Consider the following 16,155-nt stretch of genomic DNA (forward strand, 5'->3'; position numbering starts at 1 on the left):
CGAATAATCTCCAACAGTAACGTGTTCCCGTTCGTTCTGCTTCTTAATACCATAAATATAATAAAGCCGCCCTCTCTCGTGAGAAGGCGGCTGATCTTATGATGCTGAGCGTTCGTTGAGCCATTCCCCGACGCGACGGAACGTGTCCGTCCGTGGTGGTGCCTCGCTTCGACTGAACGTATGGTAATCGATCTCCGACACGTATCGAATCAAACGGATGAGCGAGAAAGCGAAGGCGATCGTACAGCCGATCGCAAAACTGAGCCCATAACTGTCTGGTCCGAGCGGGAGCAACAAGAACGTCAGTCCGGCATTCATCGTGATGAAGAGGGCCGATGTATATGCCGCTCCCTTATGGTCTTCAAAGTACAGCAACACGAGCGTGAGGACGAGCACCATCGCATTCGAGAAGGCGCCGATTGTCGTCATTTGGAAGACGTCGCGAATCTCAGGCGAGAGTCCAAGTAACGGGAACAAGACGGCCGCGAAGATGACGAAAAGGAGCGAGACGAGTCCCTGGTTGCGGAACAGGCGTTGCAGTTCTTGTCGCAAGACGAGTAACATCGCCGCCTTCGACCGTTGAATCTGCTGATACGTCCCCCCTTCATTCACGTACCCGTAAAACACACGATAGCGCTCATAAAAGCGTGTCTCGACCGATACGACGAAAATCGTCATCGTCGGGATGATCGTCAAGTACGACAGGAAGATGGCCGTATCATAGACCGGATGATAGCGGAACGTATCGAGATGGACGCTCCCTCCTTCTGCGAACCAGATGATCCACGTCCCGACCCAGATTCCGATGTTGTAGAGGAAGCTCGTCCAAAACAGTGCCGGATAACGGTCGAAATATCGATAAAACGAGAACTGACCGACCGTGCTCCGATTCGGGAACGTGAGGAGCATCGACGTGAACAAGCCGAACAGCGTGACAATCAGACCGAGCGTCATGCTTGCCGTCAAGGCGAAGCTCTTCATATAGGATTCCGTCAAATAGGACATCAAGAACTGATCGGTGATGATGATCGCCGCGACGGCGACGACCCCACCGGCGACAAAGCTATAGGCGACCGCCTGATAGAACTTGGCGGCACTGAGGAACAAAAAGTGCACCCAAATCAAGTTGACCGTCATGAACAAGACGAATGCCAACGCGTTCAACAAAGCCGGCAGTTCCGAGAACGAGAGGAAGACGGCGAACAGGATCGAGGCGATGGCGACGGTCGTCTTCATCATCCCGATGAACGCTGGGAAGATGTCCTCGTACCGCTTCTCATAGAAACAGTCCGCCAAGTATCTGGTGACGACGAGCTGCTGCACGCCGAGCACGACTTGGGAGAAGATGAAGCTATACGAGACGATCAGGTTGAACGTCGTCCGTTCCTCGAGCGTGGCGATCGACAGGTAACTCGTCAGCCACTGCATGAGCGCGATCGTGACGATGACGATGAGCCACGGCCCGGACGTGACGAGACCGGCAAAGGCATACGCTTTAATGCGTGAGGAGAAATAGTCTTCTTGGAACAGCTGTTGTAACTTAAACCCGATGCCCGCCATATGCCGCTCTCCTTTCTTCATATAGATGTAAGTACGCATCGATGAATTGATCGGTGCGATAATATGTCTCGACGCGCTGTTGCCCGTTTCGCCCGAGTCGACGTGCGTCCTCACGGTTCTGATAGAACCAGACACAACGCTCGGCGATTCGGCGTGGATTGACCGGTGGGACGACGAATCCGGCCGGCCCGAACGGCTCGTCCGGTCGCCCATTCACGAGCTCCGCACAGGCACCGACGTCCGTCACGATCCACGGGACGCCTGCGGCCATCCCTTCGAGTACGGCGAGTGGTTGTCCTTCCGAGATACTCGTCAACAGACAGACGTCAAACTCAGGAAGGTGCTTGCGGATATCGACTTTGCCGACCAAGAAGACAGCTTGTTCGAGCTCGAGTTGTCGGATGAGCGCCTCGCACTCAGCCGCATACTCCTTATCTTCATCGAGTGGTCCCATGATGGTCAACTCGAACGGGATGAGCATATCTTGTAAAAGCTTCGCTGCGTAGATCATCGTCTTGATGTCTTTGATCGGGACGACGCGGACGATGGCGCCAATCCGGAGCTTCTCTCCTCCCGGTACGTGACCGAGTGCGGACAAGCTCGTCACGTCGATCCCGTTCGGAATGATGCTCAACTTCTCGACCGGTGCCCCGAGCTGACGTTGCAACTCACCGTTTCGTTCGAACAGCGTGATGACGTCGTCCGCTTTCCGGTATGCTTCCCGGGAAATATGATGGAAGAACTGGATCCAGTGTGAACGGAACTCGGCCGGGATCCACGCCGCCTGTAACAACTCTTCTTCCCGTTCACGCGAGTAGATACCGTGCTCGGTCAAGAGGAACGGAATGTTCTGGCGTTCTTTCATCGCACTCGCGATCAATCCTGCGTAGCCGGTCGATGCCGAATGGATGAGGTCGACTTGCGGCAACTCGGCTTGTAATAGATCGAGGACGGGCGCATACATACCGCGCCACATCCAAAAGTAATCGATGAACGAGCCGGCCTGTCCTTCTTCTTGATAGCTTTCCGCGACGAGGCGGTAAAAGAGACGGCTCGAGAAAAATTGTTCCGGTGTCCCGATTTGTTTTTCTAAAATCGGATAGATGGACGACTCGACTTGCCCGAACGTCATCCATGTCTTGATGCGTTCTTGCTCTTCTTGCGTCAACGCTTCCGGACGACGTTTCCGTGTCGCCCGTTGATTGAGGGCGAGCGTGGTCACACCCGCGACATTATCCGGTAACGTATATTTATAATCCGCCTCGGTCTTCGGGTTTGGCATGATCGAGATGATCTCAAACTCGTGCATCGGCATTTGTTGCATGAGCATGTGCACCCAACTCGATACGCCTCCGCTCACATACGGATAACTCCCTTCGACGACAATTCCAATCTTCATGGACGCTCTCCTTCCAATATCGGGAGACGAACAGACGTGTCTCTCAATTCGACTTGATATAACGTACCGCTCTCATCGAACGGTTTGACTTCTCCATATTCGAACGTGCCGGTATTTAACCGTTTCCCCGGCTCGACCCGGACGAGCAATGTCGACGGGACCGGCAATTGCTGCGCGTTGATGTCAATCGCGTCATTCGTATAGGCGACGTCGATTTGCGCGTCTTGATACAACTTATATTTCCGATACGCATCATATTGGCTCAAGCCCTCGAGGTGCGGATATTTGGCGTAGAGTGTCTGGAACAGGCCGCCAAACGACTCTTTCATGATGCCCCAGCCTTTCCCTTTCGAACGGTTTTCATCCAACACATCATCCGGGTGAATGAAGTGCGAGACGAGCCCGAAGTTGGCGACAGCGTCGATGACGACGAACAAATCATCCGGTGTCTCGTTATATCCGCTCGACACGCGTGGGAAGTCATACAAATTCGGATAGACCGGATCCGGCCCGAATTCTTGGATGTAGCTTCCTTTGCTCGCATCCCCGCTATAGAGACCGGCGACGATCAACCCGTCCTCAAACTTCTCGTTCAGTACACTTAATCCGGATTGCCCGATGATGTTCGACGGTGGAACGTAGCTACGGATGCGTTCGTTCGGCAAGTAATAATCGAACGCTTCGACGACACGGTCGACGGCGGAACGCATGTCTTCTTTGCTTTCCCATTTCGCATAGCCAAGCTCTGGGTCCATCACCTCGTCACCCATGACGAGTGGTTGGTGGTTGAAGCCGTGAAGCCCGACTTCCCCGTTCGTCTGCAGCAACCCACGCCCATACTCGAGCATCGGTGCCCGAATCTTCTCGATGAGCTGTTCGGTCGTCTCCTCGTTCGTCGCTTTGTAGCTGCCGATCAAGAAGCCGGAATACGTGACGTCGTAATCCTCGCCGATTTGTTTCATATCTTTCCACCACACCTCAGAGAAGAACTCTTTGATGGAGAGGTCGTACTCTTCTGTAATGACCGGATTCGAATAATTCGGTACCGGCGCCGGGAAGTCATCGAGGTGAACGACCTTGATGCCTGCTTGCGGCATGACGAACGCCGGGAATAACATCGACAGCGTCTGCACCATGAGACCGCGCGAGTTCTTATCGGTCAAGGACGTCGTGTTCCAAAACATGACCTCTCCCTGACCGTAAGAAGACTGCCACAAAATCGGCTCGTCTTTCGCTGAGATGAGGACGTCCGTCCCCTCTTTTAGCTCGACGTCGGCGATACTGTGGACGAAGAGACCAGAGTCTTGGGGAAGGTCAACGTATCCAGGAAAGATTTCTTTCTCAAAGATCAATCCGTTGATGCCGTCCTTGAAATCCCCGAAATCACTGACTCCGATGAGGTCTGCCCACTCCTGGTCGATGAAGCGACCGGCCACATAGAGACGTCCACCCTTCTCGACGAACGACCGGATCGTCTCATACGGCCATGACTTCGTGTTTTCCCCACTGACGACGAGGACGTGCTGTGGCGAAGGCTCGATTGAAGCAATCTCGTCTGCCTCGATCGAGGTGTACGGCAATTTCGCGTAGTCGAGCGCATATTTCAAGTTGTTCAAGACGGACGTCGACAAGTCGTCCTCGTTTTGATGGATGTAAATCTGCGCCGGTTTCCCTTCCACTGCTCTCACCTCGCCTGCGAGTGTCGTGAACGTCTTCGGTTCATGTGCTTCTTTTGGGATGAGCCGATGACCGTAGTCGAGCCGTAAAAATTGGACGACGACAATCATCGCGATAATTAAGGAGAACAAAGACACGAGATACGTCGTAATCGATTTATTCATGAATGGGCACCTTCTAACTGTTGAATGACAAAGCGATAATCTTCTGGAACGTCTCGTAGGTCGAGATGTTGATGGAGTCGGTCAAGGATCGGACGTAACGATGCCCAGTCCCCGTCGGTCATATGATATTCAATCAACATGATATAGCCGTCCGGTACTTCCGGGTGATACAACGTGAGCGCTTCCGCCAATCGTTCCCCCGTCTCGACGTCACCTGCTTGGAACGACAGCCGGGCTTTCGTCCGGAGATACGTTTCGTCCGTCGCATTGTGTTCCCCTAGCTGATCGAGATGGAACAAGGTCCGTTGCTGGATGCGTAACTTCATATCTTGGTCCAAGAGACCACTCTCTAAGAAGGAGACGCCCGTCTCGATGACAGGATAAATCGTCTCTGGTCGCTCCGGGTTCACTTGCGCGATCCGTTGCTTGAACATCAAGTCATAACGGTCGAACAACGTGTTCCGGACGGTCGCCGCATAGTGGACCGTTTCCGTGTCTTCGTGCTCGAGACCTAAGTGTAAGTATTCTTCCGTGTTCATGAGCGGTGTCGACATGAGTTGCGTGATCGACTGTTTCCGCTTCTTCCCGTCCATCTGCATGGCTTCCGCCAACGGGACAATATCTAAATCTTCTTTCGCCTGTTGCTGCAAACGCTCCAGGTTGACCGTTTCGAAGTTGATATATTCGTCGTAGTCGAGAAGCGTCTTCGACGAGGCGAAACGACGGGCGATTCCGTACGCGATCAACCCGAACAGTTCGCCGATGATTGGGGCGACGGCACTGACGAGAAAAATCGAGAGCCAGACGCCCTTCTCGGTCGCATCCACTTTCGGCCGGACGATGAGTCGATAGATGACGAATAACAATACGGCATGGAAAAGAAAGAAAAGGAGAATCATCCATCCGGTCATAGGCGCTTCCCACCTTTCACGTAGAAGACATGCTCGATCCGCTCTTTGAACCGTTCCGCCGACTCAACCGGCGTGCCCGGTAATAGGAAGTGAAGGACTCGGTCGTCTTCGTCGTATCCGATGACGTCGATTTCCCGCATCGATTGCCGGAGGATGAGCTCCATCTCAATGAGTGACAAGTCGACGCCTTCTACCGGGATCGTGACCGTGCTGTATGGTTGATCGTACTGTTCGTTTCGCAACGCTTGCTGCGCGACTTTCTGCTCGAACGCGTCCATGCGGAACATACGCGTCCCCTCGACGAGCTGGTCGCTGACGAGCATCCATTCGAGCGCATCCGCTTTCTCAATACGCGTGCCTGCCCAATCGAGGACGAGCTTCATCATGTTCATCTCGTGACTGCGCAACCGAAGAATATCGATTTCATGAACGATCAACACTTCTTTCACCGTTCCCTCGTAACAGATCGGGGCGACGAGGAGTGGACCTTCGAGCTCATCGGCCAAGCGAAGCGTCGGCTTTTGTGACTGGAACATCCGTGCAAAGATGCCTTGCTCTGAATCGATGAAGAGCGTCTGTGGCAACCGTTCGACTTCTCCCGAACGGACGTGAAGGCGAAGCGTGCGGCGTGACGTGTCGACGTGGTAAAGCGCGAGTTGTCGTGCCCGGAACACGCGTGTAAACGTGCCAATCAAGTGGTCGCGCACCAAGTCGGTCGCGTCCTGGTCGAGCTTGAGGCCGACCTCATAGATCTTCGAGAGCGTATACGTCGAGTCGAGCACACGCTTCCGCATCTCGCCTTGTGACTCCTGCAGTTGTTGGACGGTCTGTTTCAACTGTTCATTCTCATCGACGACTTCTTCCTGACGGATGTGGAGCGACTGATAACGTTCACGGTAAGACGTACTGAAGACACCGGCGCTCAAGGCGACGAAGAAATGAAGCAAGATCCACGCAAGTTCATTCGTATCGTAAAGGAATAAGAGTAAATCAGACCCTTCCATCAAGAGGAATGAGAAATGATAGAGACTCGTCAATGCGAAACTGACGAACGCTCCAAGTAGACCGTAGCGAAGTGAGAAAAGGAGGATATAAAAAATTAATGGGTCAATCGCCCAATCTGCCAAAGAAAGACTAAACGTATAGTCCAAAATGCCGATAAGTAAAATAGTCACAATCATTTCAATCCATTTGATTGATGTGCGATGTTGGGTATAAATCATAGTGTCACTCATTCCTTTGCGTGGTATTTTAGTAGTAGGACATTCAATGGATTGTTCAAAAAATTTCATATCGAGACGGGCAAACTTACTGAAAAGTAAGGGCGCAAAGACATGGGTCGTCGATCTTGTTAGATACCGATCGCCAGTCTGCAATAGCCGCGGCCGCTCTCTGATGATTATCAGGAGGGTTTTTTTATGGGTATTTTCTCAGTCAAACGCATCGTGTCCATCTGTTGTGCATTCGTCGTCGGATTCGCGTTATGGACGCCGCAACAAGCGGTCGCCAAGGCGAGCAACCCGCTCGCGAACGTCGAATCATACAAGATTTATTACGACATGCCGAGCAAGAGTAAAATCAAAAAGATGCAACAATATGACCTGGTCATCATCGAGCCTGTCTATTATACTGCAGCTCAAATCAAAGAGTTACAAAAATACGGCACGAAAGTGTACGGCTACATCAATACGATGGAAGCTGACAATTGGAACGTCGATTTCATCAAGCAGATGAACGAGTCGGACTTCTTCCATCGCAACGGACAACGTGTCCATTATGCGGAGTGGGATTCGTATTTGGTCGACATGACGTCGACGCACTATCGTGATCTATTGACGCGTGAAGTGGAGAAACAAATCGTCGCCAAAGGGTTGGACGGTGCGTTCTTGGATACCTTCGGCAACATCGACAACGAGCATTCAGAACAACCAACGATCTTAAAAGCACAGCGCGACGGGATGAGTCAGTTCATGAAGACGATCAAGGCCAACCACCCTACCCTTTCTCTCATTCAAAACTGGGGATTTGCGACACTCAAGACGTATACGTACCCGTACGTGGATGGCGTCATGTGGGAGAGCTTCAACTATACGACTATTTCGAAAGACCAATGGTCAAAAGACCGCATCCAAGAACTACGTGACCTCGATGCACGATACGGCATCAAGGCGTTGACCGTGTCTTCGAAGCAACGTCCGAAGAGTGCGGCATACGCCGAAAAAAATGGGTTCATCCATTTCCATTCAAATGCTACTTTAAATTATAATAAATTCTGACTTTCATTTACATGATTGTACAAGTATCTGGTAGTTTCTACAATGAAAAGACTTAAAAAACATCCTACGGGTTTGCCTTCTTTATCGGCAACTTCGTAGGATGTTTTGATGAAATCGTTCAGTTCGAATGTGGTCAATCACGCATCAAACGGATCTGACCGTCCGGCTCATGATACATCACATGTTCCTCTGACAGTTCAGTCGGAGAACGGACCCCAGCCGCGGCCGTCATATTATACAGTCCTTCCCGGAGCGAGATGATATAGTTCGTCACCCGAAAGCTCTTCTCGTCGACAACGAGGGCCCGCTGCAGTTTTGGGTCGGTCGTCGCCACACCGACCGGACAACGGTTCGTGTGACACACCTGCGCCTGGATACAGCCGACGTTGAACATGAGCCCGCGGGCGATATTGACGAGGTCGGCACCAAGCGCGAGGGCAATCGCCACCTTATCCGCCGTGATGAGTTTCCCCGAGGCGAAAAGTTTGATGCGGTCACGAAGACCGTGCTCAATCAAGAGGCGATGGACGTATGGAAGCGCCGCTTTCAGTGGCAACCCGACTGTATCCGCGAGTTCTTGATACGTAGCACCCGTTCCCCCTTCGCTTCCATCGATCGTGATGAAGTCCGGTACGACCTGAGACGTCGCCATCTCTCGGACGAGTGATTCGATGTCCTTCATATTGCCGACGACGAGCTTGATGCCGACCGGCTTCCCACCGATTTCACGCAACTTCTCGACGAATGCCAACAATTCCGTATGTGTGTGAAACTCGGAGAATCGGTTCGGACTGTCAATCGTCTCCCCGACCCGCACATGTCGGATACGAGCGATCTCCTCGGTCACTTTCGACCCGTCGATATGTCCCCCACGCGTCTTCGCCCCTTGTGCGAGTTTCAATTCGAACGCCTTCACTTGCGGGAGCGCGCTCTTCTGTTTGAACGCCTCTTCCGAAAACGACCCGTCCTCATCCCGGACGCCGAAGAGCGCCGGACCGATCTGGCAGATGATGTCGACATTTCCTTTCAAGTGATAGTCCGACAATCCCCCTTCCCCCGTGTTCATCCATGTGCCACCCGCACGACCGAGCCCAATCGAGAGGGCCGTGATCGCTCTGTCGCCGAGCGACCCGAAGCTCATCGCCGACTGCCCGACGAGCCCCCGGACATGGAACGGTTCCCGACACGTCTCTTTCCCGATGATGATCGTGTCTTCCTCTGCTAACAAGTATGGAGAGATGTCACGTTCGACGAGATGCTCTTTTCGGGTGAAGAGGTTATCTTCATCGAGTTCATACACCCACGTCGATACCTTGGTTGAATTGTCGGTGCGGAGTTCGTTCCGATTCGTCGGGTAGAGCGCGTTTTGAAGGTAAAATCCGCCGGCTTCAAAGTCTCGCTCCGAGCCGAATCCGATGATGCGCGATTTATATTTCCCAGCAATGACGGCTGCTTCGTATTCGTTCCGAGAGAACGGCTTCGCCTCATTGTCGTTCAAAAATAAGTATTGCCGGAGCTCGGGACCCATCTTCTCGAACATATAACGCAGTTTTCCGAGAATCGGGAAGTTCCGAAGGACAGAATGCTCACGCTGGTTTCGATCACGCCACCAAAAATAATAGATCAATAGCGGAGGCCCGGCCATGATCAGCAATAAGAGCACAAGCAAGATGGTCAACATCGATGTATTCAGTGACACACGCTCTCCTCCTTTTGGGTAGACGAAAAACACCCTGTCATTCTACATAACAGGGTGTCGTCAGTCGCTCGGGATCGTGACCCCGTCAAATTGTTCATTTCGGCAAAGCGTAATCGCCTGCATCGCTAATTTATAGTCCGCTTCCGGCAAGGCGATCAATTCGGTCGGAAGGACCCATTCTTTGGAGTTGTACAAATGAATGACGAGTTTGGCGAGCACAAATTCTCGTTTATCGAACGAGTTATCATCGATGATCGTGGAAGTTCGAATCTTCCCTGCCTCGAGGTCTATATAAGGAAGCAAACATTCTCGGATGTGTGGGTTGCCCGCAATGACGTACAGCGCGGCATAATATTCGCGACTGGTACTGCCAGGATCCGTGAGCCGTTGTGCTAACCGTTTGAACTCGTTGTAATGGTCGGAGGATAAAAAATCAATATGGTTCATCGGTCCACCTTCTCTCTCTAAGCCTCGCGTTGTCCTCAGGGTTTATAATTTCCACCTTTTTGTAGAAGTTAACCCTGTTTTCTTTAGATTCGGCGCATTGAAATCGCCTCACGCATCTGTTGGAGAGACATCCGTGCCGCTTCCCCACGCCGCATCATGACAGCTGTAAACAAGGCATCAATCAAGCTGAGCTCAGCGATTCGGGAAGCGAGCGCCTCTGAACGAAACGCCGTCTCTTGGGACACGGTATAGAGGGAAACGTCCGCAATTTTCGAGAGGGGCGACTTCGCATAGTTCGTGATGGCAACCATCGGGACACCTTTCTCTTTTAGGAGTTTTGCGATATCGAGCGTCTCTTTCGAGGCACCCGAGTGCGAGATGACGACGGCGACGTCCTCTGTCGTCAACTGCGAGGCCGACATGAGCTGCATGTGCGACTCGAGAATCGCGCTCACCTGAAGCCCGCTCCGAATAAACTTATGATACGCATCGAGTGCGACGACAGCCGAGCCCCCACTTCCGAAAAATTCGATACGACGTGCCCCGAGGAACAATTCGATCGCCTTCTCAAGAGAAGCCCCTTCTAAAATCTGACGGGTCGACTCAATCGTCTTCCCGTTCGTCGAAAAAATTTTCTCCGCAATCTCGAGCGCCGTGTCCGTCTCCGTGATGTCTTCATGGATGTCTTGAAGCGGTGCGACGACATCCGAGGCGAGTGCAATCTTTAACGCCTGATAGCCTTTGAATCCGACTCGCTGACAAAAGCGGAACACCGTCGATTCGGCGACATCGAGGTCGTCTGCCACTTGATTGATCGTATGATGAATGATTTGTTCTGGTTGTTTTAAAATGTAGTCGGCAATGCGTTGCTCTTTCTTACTCAGTGTCGAATAGGCCCCACGGATGCGGGCCGTCCCGTTCATCGTTTCCATCAAGAATCACCCTTTCTCTTCTTCACTTAACGATACCGTTTCGAAAAAAATTCCGCAATGTGTGATTCGCTCAAAAGATTGACCCACCTTACAAAAGGAGACAAGAAGTGGGATTGTTTGATGTGCTACTCTAATGAAGCACTTTTTGACTAGTTCACTCTTTGTACCATTTGAAATCGAAAGGACTGTTTCGAATCGAACATCACCTCAGTAGCTCTTACAACTTACCACTCGTCATTCTTTCCATCGCTGTCGCCATTTTTGCTGCCGGTGTCGCCCTCGATATTAGCAGTCGTTTAAAATATGCGAGATATGCCTCACGATTCAGTTGGATCGTAGCCGGCGCTTTCAGCCTCGGGCTCGGGATTTGGGCGATGCACTTTATCGGCATGTTGGCGTTCCATCTAAACGACGACGTGACGTATCACCTCGGCATCGTCTTATTGTCGATCGTGCCGGCAGTCGTCGCTTCTGGTCTCGCCTTTTGGATTATCAGTCATCCTGAGACACGACCGACTCAACTTGTTTTTTGTGCCTTTTTGATCAGTGTCGGGGTCGTCTCGATGCACTACATCGGCATGGAAGCGATGCAGATGAACGCCATTCTCACGTATGACCCGGTCATGTGGGTCGCTTCTGCCCTCGTTGCTTATGTCGCATCGCTCGTTGGATTGTATATCCTCTTCTATATCCCGAACGTCTCACGGTTTCATTGGCGTCGTCTCGCCAGTTCGGTCTTGATCGGTGTCGCCGTCTCCGGCATGCACTACGTCGGGATGGGCGCTGCCCGTTTCACGCCGACAGAAGGAGTCGTCAAACCGATGAGTGGCTACGCGGTCGATAGCACCCTTCTCGCCTACGTCATCGCAGCGAGCGTCATGACCTTGTTCGTAATTATGTACATCTCACTCCGAACGGCATCACAGCTCGAGGCACAATCCGAAGAGCTCGAGATGAAGTTCGAATCCATCATCGAGTCTGCATCGGATGCGATCATCGTCGCCGACCATACCCGCGTCATCCTTCAATGGAATCAAGGGGCGACCGATTTGTTCGGATATACACACGAGGAGATGATTGGTCAGTCGATTGTCACGATTATCCCGGAACGGTTCCGGGACGCCCATGAACGTGGGATGCAACGTTATGAAACGACGGGTGAGAAACGCGTCATCGGTCAGACGGTGGAACTCATCGGCTTACGGAAAGACGGTGTCGAAGTCCCGATTGAAATGTCGCTCGGGACGTGGAAGACGGACAAGGGGATCTTCTTCAGTAGCATCATCCGTGACATTAGTGAACGGAAACGAATCGAGGCGCAAATCAACGATCTCGTCTATTTGGACCCACTTACAGGTCTACCGAACCGTCGTCTGTTCAGCGACCGACTCGATGCCCTACTCGGTCAGTCCCAGCAAGACCCGTTCGCGTTGTACTATATCGACTTAGACAACTTCAAAGTGATCAACGACCGCTTCGGTCACTCGATTGGCGATCAGTTCTTAAAACAGGTGACGACCCGGATCCAATCGAAGATTCAAAAGTCGGACACGCTCGCCCGTCTCGGTGGAGATGAATTCATCATCTTGTCGCCCCTTACGAAAAGTAACTTGGCAGCCCATCGCGCACAAGAACTGATCAATGTCCTCCATCCCCCGTTCGAACTCGAGAACGAGGAAGTGTTCACCGGCGCCTCGATCGGCATCAGTCTCTATCCATCCGATGGGGATACGGCCGAGGAGTTGATCAAGAACGCCGACATCGCCATGTATCGGGCGAAGGCTGACGGAAAGAACGGCTATCAGTTCTTCACGAACGAATTGAACGAGTCCGTGTCTCGTCGCTCAAACTTGTCGATGGCACTCCGTAAAGGTATCGGACGTGGCGAATTCACGGTCCACTATCAACCACAGATTCAACTAGAGTCGGAAATGGTGATTGGCATGGAGGCGCTCGTACGCTGGCAGCACCCGGAACTCGGGATGGTTTCGCCTGGTGAATTCATTCCAATCGCCGAAGAGACGGGAAGCATCCACCGCCTCGGCGAGTTCGTCCTGAATGAAGCATGTCGTCAAAACAAAGCGTGGCAAGATGCAGGCATTCCCCCGTTCCGGGTCGCCGTCAACATCTCGGCCATCCAGTTCGCCCAAAAAGATTTACCGGAAGTCGTCAGTCGTGCGCTCGATGCGTCTGGTCTCGAGGCACAGTACTTAGAACTCGAGTTGACCGAGAGCGTCATCCAGAGTGCGGACCGCGCCATCGAGACGATGCACGAGCTCGTCGCCCTCGGTGTCCACCTCTCCATCGACGACTTCGGGACCGGATATTCGTCGCTCAGCTACTTGAAGCTGTTCCCGATCGACACGTTGAAGATCGACCAGCACTTCACGAAAAATATCGAGAGCGACGAAAAAGATGCCGCCCTCGTCAAAACGATCATCCGTATGGCGCATGAACTCGATTTGAACGTCATCGCGGAAGGTGTCGAAACGGAGAATCAAGTCGCTTTCTTAAAAGCCGAATCGTGCAACCAGGCGCAAGGGTATTATTACAATCGTCCGTTGCCGGCGGAAGAGATTGAAGTCTTCTTCCGGCAGTTCAAAAAGGCATCATCGAGTTAAAACGTTCGACCTCCACCTCGGGGGTCGATTTTTTATGACCAAAAAAGAAAAAAATTCCGCGGTTCCACTTGTAAATCGAATTTATTTTGATATGATGAATCTAGAGACGGAAAAAAATTCTTTTTCAGGGGTGACAATATGGAAATTGGTTTGATTGGATTAGGAAAGATGGGCTACAACTTGGCGCTCAACTTGAGTGACCACGGACATACGGTTGTCGGAACGGATGTCGGGGACGTCACATCGGATGCGTTCACAATCGTACCGACGCTCGAAGATGTTGTGAACAAGTTATCGACGCCACGCGTCATCTGGGCGATGGTCCCTGCCGGTGACGTCACGGAAACGGTGCTCGCCGAATTGTATGAGCGACTCGAACCAGGTGACATCGTCATCGATGGCGGCAACTCGAACTACAAACTGTCGGTCGCACGCGCCGAACAGTTCGCCGAGAAGGACATCAAGTTCTTCGACTGCGGCACGAGCGGCGGGACGGACGGGGCACGGAACGGTGCTTGTACGATGGTCGGGGGTGACGCAGACGCGTGGCCGACCATCGAGCCGATCTTCAAAGACTTGTCTGTCGAGAACGGTTACCTGTATACGGGACCTGCCGGAAGCGGTCACTTCTTGAAGATGATTCATAACGGGATCGAGTACGGGATGATGCAGGCGATTGCGGAAGGATTCGACATTTTAGAGAAGAGCCCGTTCGATTACGACTACGAACAAGTCGCACGCGTCTGGAACCACGGGTCGGTCGTCCGCTCTTGGCTCATGGAGCTCACGGAGAACGCCTTCAAGAAAGATGCGAAGCTCGATGAGATTCGAGGGGTCATGCACTCGTCAGGTGAAGGCAAGTGGACGATTGAGACAGCGCTCGACCTTCAGGCAGCAGCACCGGTCATCGCCTTGTCGCTCATGATGCGCTATCGCTCACTCGAGGACGATACATTCTCAGGTAAAGTCGTCGCCGCACTCCGTAACGAGTTCGGTGGTCACGCGGTCGTCAAGAAGTAAGAAATGCGGAAAAGGTCACGGGGAAATGGCCTTTTCCTTTGTTAAAAACTGTAAACGGTTACATATTCGGAATTTAGGGGGAATACTCAATGTCTGGCTCAACACTTATTTTGATCGCCTTAGCCGGGATCTTCTTGCTCTTATTTTTAGTCATCCGGACGAAGCTTCACGCATTCGTTTCGTTGTTACTTGTCAGCTTAATCGTCGGGGTCGCAGCCGGCATGCCGCTCGGAGACGTCATCGCCTCCATCCAGAACGGGATGGGTGGAACGCTCGGCTTCGTCGCCGTCGTCGTCGGTCTCGGCGCGATGTTCGGGAAGATGCTTGAAGTGTCAGGTGGCGCGGAACGCCTCGCCCAGACGCTTGTCAGTAAGTTCGGAGAAGATAAGGCACAATGGGCGCTCGGCATCACCGGGTTCATCGTCGCTGTCCCGGTCTTCTTCGATGTCGGTTTCATCATTCTCGTCCCAATCGTATACGGTCTCGCCAAAAAGACGGGACGTTCGCTTCTCTACTATGGGATTCCGCTCCTTGCGGGTCTCGCGGTCACACACAGTTTCATCCCACCGACACCTGGTCCGATCGCCGTTGCGAACTTGATCGGTGCCGACCTCGGTTGGGTCATCTTGTTCGGTGTCCTCGCCGGGATTCCGTCGATGATTTTAGCCGGTCCTATTTTTGGGAAGTATATTGCTAAGAAGATCCATGTGACGATTCCGGACTACATGGAATTCAAGGAAATCGATACATCGAAAGAATTGCCAAGTTTCAAAATGATCTTATCGCTCATCTTAATCCCGCTCGTGTTGATCTTAGCGAATACGCTCTCGGCGGTTCTCTTAGATGAAGGCAACGCCGTCCGTGACTTCTTGACGTTCCTCGGACATCCGTTCGTCGCCTTGACGATCGCGACGCTTCTCACGTTCGTCTTCCTCGGCACACGTCGTGGATATTCACGTGACGAAGTCCAAGAAATTGCAACGAAAGCTCTCGAGCCAGCCGGAATCATTATCCTCGTCACAGGGGCCGGTGGTGTGTTCAAACAAGTGCTCATCGACTCAGGTGTCGGTGACGTCCTCGGTGAAATGATGGCCGGTTCCCCACTTCCGGCGATCGTCCTCGCCTTCTTGATTGCGACGGTCGTCCGTGTCGCCCAAGGGTCGGCAACGGTCTCGATGGTCACTGCAGCTGGACTCATCACACCACTACTTGAAATTCAAAATATCACGGGCGCGGCGCTCGGTTTGATTGTCATCGCCATCGCCTCAGGGGCGACAGTCCTCTCGCACGTCAACGATTCGGGCTTCTGGCTCGTCAACCGTTACTTCGGTCTCGACGTGAAAGATACGCTCAAGTCATGGACGATCATGGAAACGATTATCGGGCTCACCGGCTTCGCCGTCGTGTTCTTGATTAGCCTATTCATTATCTAAGTTAGGAAGTGATTGT

General features: G+C 52.4%; 12 protein-coding genes and 1 riboswitch. Of the genes, 4 read left to right on the top strand and 8 right to left on the bottom strand.

The genetic code is table 11. From position 1 onward, the window contains the following. Window positions 1-96 precede the first annotated feature (96 nt). Genes pelG through KNO87_RS01730 form a run of 5 tightly spaced genes read right to left on the bottom strand, consistent with a single transcriptional unit; the run spans window position 97 to window position 6,934 of the window. A complete protein-coding gene (gene pelG / locus KNO87_RS01710) occupies window positions 97-1,560 on the bottom strand; it encodes an exopolysaccharide Pel transporter PelG (RefSeq protein ID WP_214793149.1) in 1,464 nt (487 codons plus the stop codon). Beyond that, a complete protein-coding gene (gene pelF / locus KNO87_RS01715) occupies window positions 1,541-2,959 on the bottom strand; it encodes a GT4 family glycosyltransferase PelF (RefSeq protein ID WP_214793146.1) in 1,419 nt (472 codons plus the stop codon). The genes pelG and pelF overlap by 20 nt, the downstream gene beginning before the upstream one ends. Next, window positions 2,956-4,800 carry a DUF2194 domain-containing protein gene (locus tag KNO87_RS01720; RefSeq protein ID WP_214793143.1) on the bottom strand — a complete coding sequence of 615 codons (1,845 nt, stop codon included), beginning with the start codon at window positions 4,798-4,800 and terminating at the stop codon, window positions 2,956-2,958. Before KNO87_RS01720 ends, pelF begins: the two co-directional genes overlap by 4 nt. Beyond that, window positions 4,797-5,711, bottom strand: coding sequence for a hypothetical protein (locus KNO87_RS01725; protein WP_214793140.1), 915 nt, complete (start codon window positions 5,709-5,711; stop codon window positions 4,797-4,799). The genes KNO87_RS01720 and KNO87_RS01725 overlap by 4 nt, the downstream gene beginning before the upstream one ends. Beyond that, complete coding sequence (locus KNO87_RS01730; protein WP_214793137.1) at window positions 5,708-6,934, bottom strand: hypothetical protein; 1,227 nt, start codon at window positions 6,932-6,934, stop codon at window positions 5,708-5,710. The genes KNO87_RS01725 and KNO87_RS01730 overlap by 4 nt, the downstream gene beginning before the upstream one ends. A gap of 68 nt (window positions 6,935-7,002) precedes the next feature. After that, window positions 7,003-7,089, top strand: a riboswitch (cyclic di-GMP riboswitch). A gap of 40 nt (window positions 7,090-7,129) precedes the next feature. Between KNO87_RS01730 and KNO87_RS01735 the strand changes: the two genes are divergently transcribed. After that, on the top strand, window positions 7,130-7,987 hold the full coding sequence (locus KNO87_RS01735; RefSeq protein WP_214793134.1) for a glycoside hydrolase family 191 protein: 858 nt from the start codon (window positions 7,130-7,132) through the stop codon (window positions 7,985-7,987). A 133-nt stretch (window positions 7,988-8,120) separates the two neighbouring features. Here KNO87_RS01735 and KNO87_RS01740 read toward each other — a convergent pair whose 3' ends face one another. The 3 genes from KNO87_RS01740 to KNO87_RS01750 all read right to left on the bottom strand — a co-directional run bounded on the left by KNO87_RS01740 (window position 8,121) and on the right by KNO87_RS01750 (window position 11,065). Continuing rightward, window positions 8,121-9,668, bottom strand: a complete 1,548-nt coding sequence (locus tag KNO87_RS01740; RefSeq protein ID WP_214793808.1) for an FMN-binding glutamate synthase family protein — start codon at window positions 9,666-9,668, stop codon at window positions 8,121-8,123. Window positions 9,669-9,746: 78 nt separating this feature from the next. Further along, on the bottom strand, window positions 9,747-10,133 hold the full coding sequence (locus KNO87_RS01745; RefSeq protein WP_214793131.1) for a hypothetical protein: 387 nt from the start codon (window positions 10,131-10,133) through the stop codon (window positions 9,747-9,749). A gap of 83 nt (window positions 10,134-10,216) precedes the next feature. Then, window positions 10,217-11,065, bottom strand: coding sequence for a MurR/RpiR family transcriptional regulator (locus KNO87_RS01750; protein ID WP_214793128.1), 849 nt, complete (start codon window positions 11,063-11,065; stop codon window positions 10,217-10,219). Between the two features lie 161 nt (window positions 11,066-11,226). Between KNO87_RS01750 and KNO87_RS01755 the strand changes: the two genes are divergently transcribed. The 3 genes from KNO87_RS01755 (at window position 11,227) to KNO87_RS01765 (ending at window position 16,139) form a co-directional block, all read left to right on the top strand. Continuing rightward, window positions 11,227-13,686: a bifunctional diguanylate cyclase/phosphodiesterase gene (locus KNO87_RS01755; protein WP_214793125.1), complete on the top strand. Its 2,460-nt coding sequence runs from the start codon at window positions 11,227-11,229 to the stop codon at window positions 13,684-13,686. A gap of 138 nt (window positions 13,687-13,824) precedes the next feature. After that, entirely contained in the window at window positions 13,825-14,706 is an 882-nt protein-coding gene (gene gnd / locus KNO87_RS01760) for a phosphogluconate dehydrogenase (NAD(+)-dependent, decarboxylating) (RefSeq protein WP_214793122.1), read from the top strand. Between the two features lie 89 nt (window positions 14,707-14,795). Continuing rightward, a complete protein-coding gene (locus tag KNO87_RS01765) occupies window positions 14,796-16,139 on the top strand; it encodes a GntT/GntP/DsdX family permease (protein ID WP_214786398.1) in 1,344 nt (447 codons plus the stop codon). Window positions 16,140-16,155: the final 16 nt, after the last annotated feature.

Origin of the sequence: Exiguobacterium sp. s34 (assembly GCF_018617435.1) — a bacterium.
Taxonomy (GTDB): domain Bacteria; phylum Bacillota; class Bacilli; order Exiguobacteriales; family Exiguobacteriaceae; genus Exiguobacterium; species Exiguobacterium aestuarii.

What these genes read in the sequence shown, in the direction of transcription:
- KNO87_RS01745 (WP_214793131.1), bottom strand. Translation starts at nt 10,133, where the DNA reads ATGAACCATATTGATTTTTTATCCTCCGACCATTACAACGAGTTCAAA.
- KNO87_RS01730 (WP_214793137.1), bottom strand. Translation starts at nt 6,934, where the DNA reads ATGATTTATACCCAACATCGCACATCAATCAAATGGATTGAAATGATT.
- KNO87_RS01740 (WP_214793808.1), bottom strand. Translation starts at nt 9,668, where the DNA reads ATGTTGACCATCTTGCTTGTGCTCTTATTGCTGATCATGGCCGGGCCT.
- KNO87_RS01725 (WP_214793140.1), bottom strand. Translation starts at nt 5,711, where the DNA reads ATGACCGGATGGATGATTCTCCTTTTCTTTCTTTTCCATGCCGTATTG.
- KNO87_RS01750 (WP_214793128.1), bottom strand. Translation starts at nt 11,065, where the DNA reads ATGGAAACGATGAACGGGACGGCCCGCATCCGTGGGGCCTATTCGACA.
- KNO87_RS01735 (WP_214793134.1), top strand. Translation starts at nt 7,130, where the DNA reads ATGGGTATTTTCTCAGTCAAACGCATCGTGTCCATCTGTTGTGCATTC.
- pelG (WP_214793149.1), bottom strand. Translation starts at nt 1,560, where the DNA reads ATGGCGGGCATCGGGTTTAAGTTACAACAGCTGTTCCAAGAAGACTAT.
- gnd (WP_214793122.1), top strand. Translation starts at nt 13,825, where the DNA reads ATGGAAATTGGTTTGATTGGATTAGGAAAGATGGGCTACAACTTGGCG.
- KNO87_RS01765 (WP_214786398.1), top strand. Translation starts at nt 14,796, where the DNA reads ATGTCTGGCTCAACACTTATTTTGATCGCCTTAGCCGGGATCTTCTTG.
- KNO87_RS01720 (WP_214793143.1), bottom strand. Translation starts at nt 4,800, where the DNA reads ATGAATAAATCGATTACGACGTATCTCGTGTCTTTGTTCTCCTTAATT.
- pelF (WP_214793146.1), bottom strand. Translation starts at nt 2,959, where the DNA reads ATGAAGATTGGAATTGTCGTCGAAGGGAGTTATCCGTATGTGAGCGGA.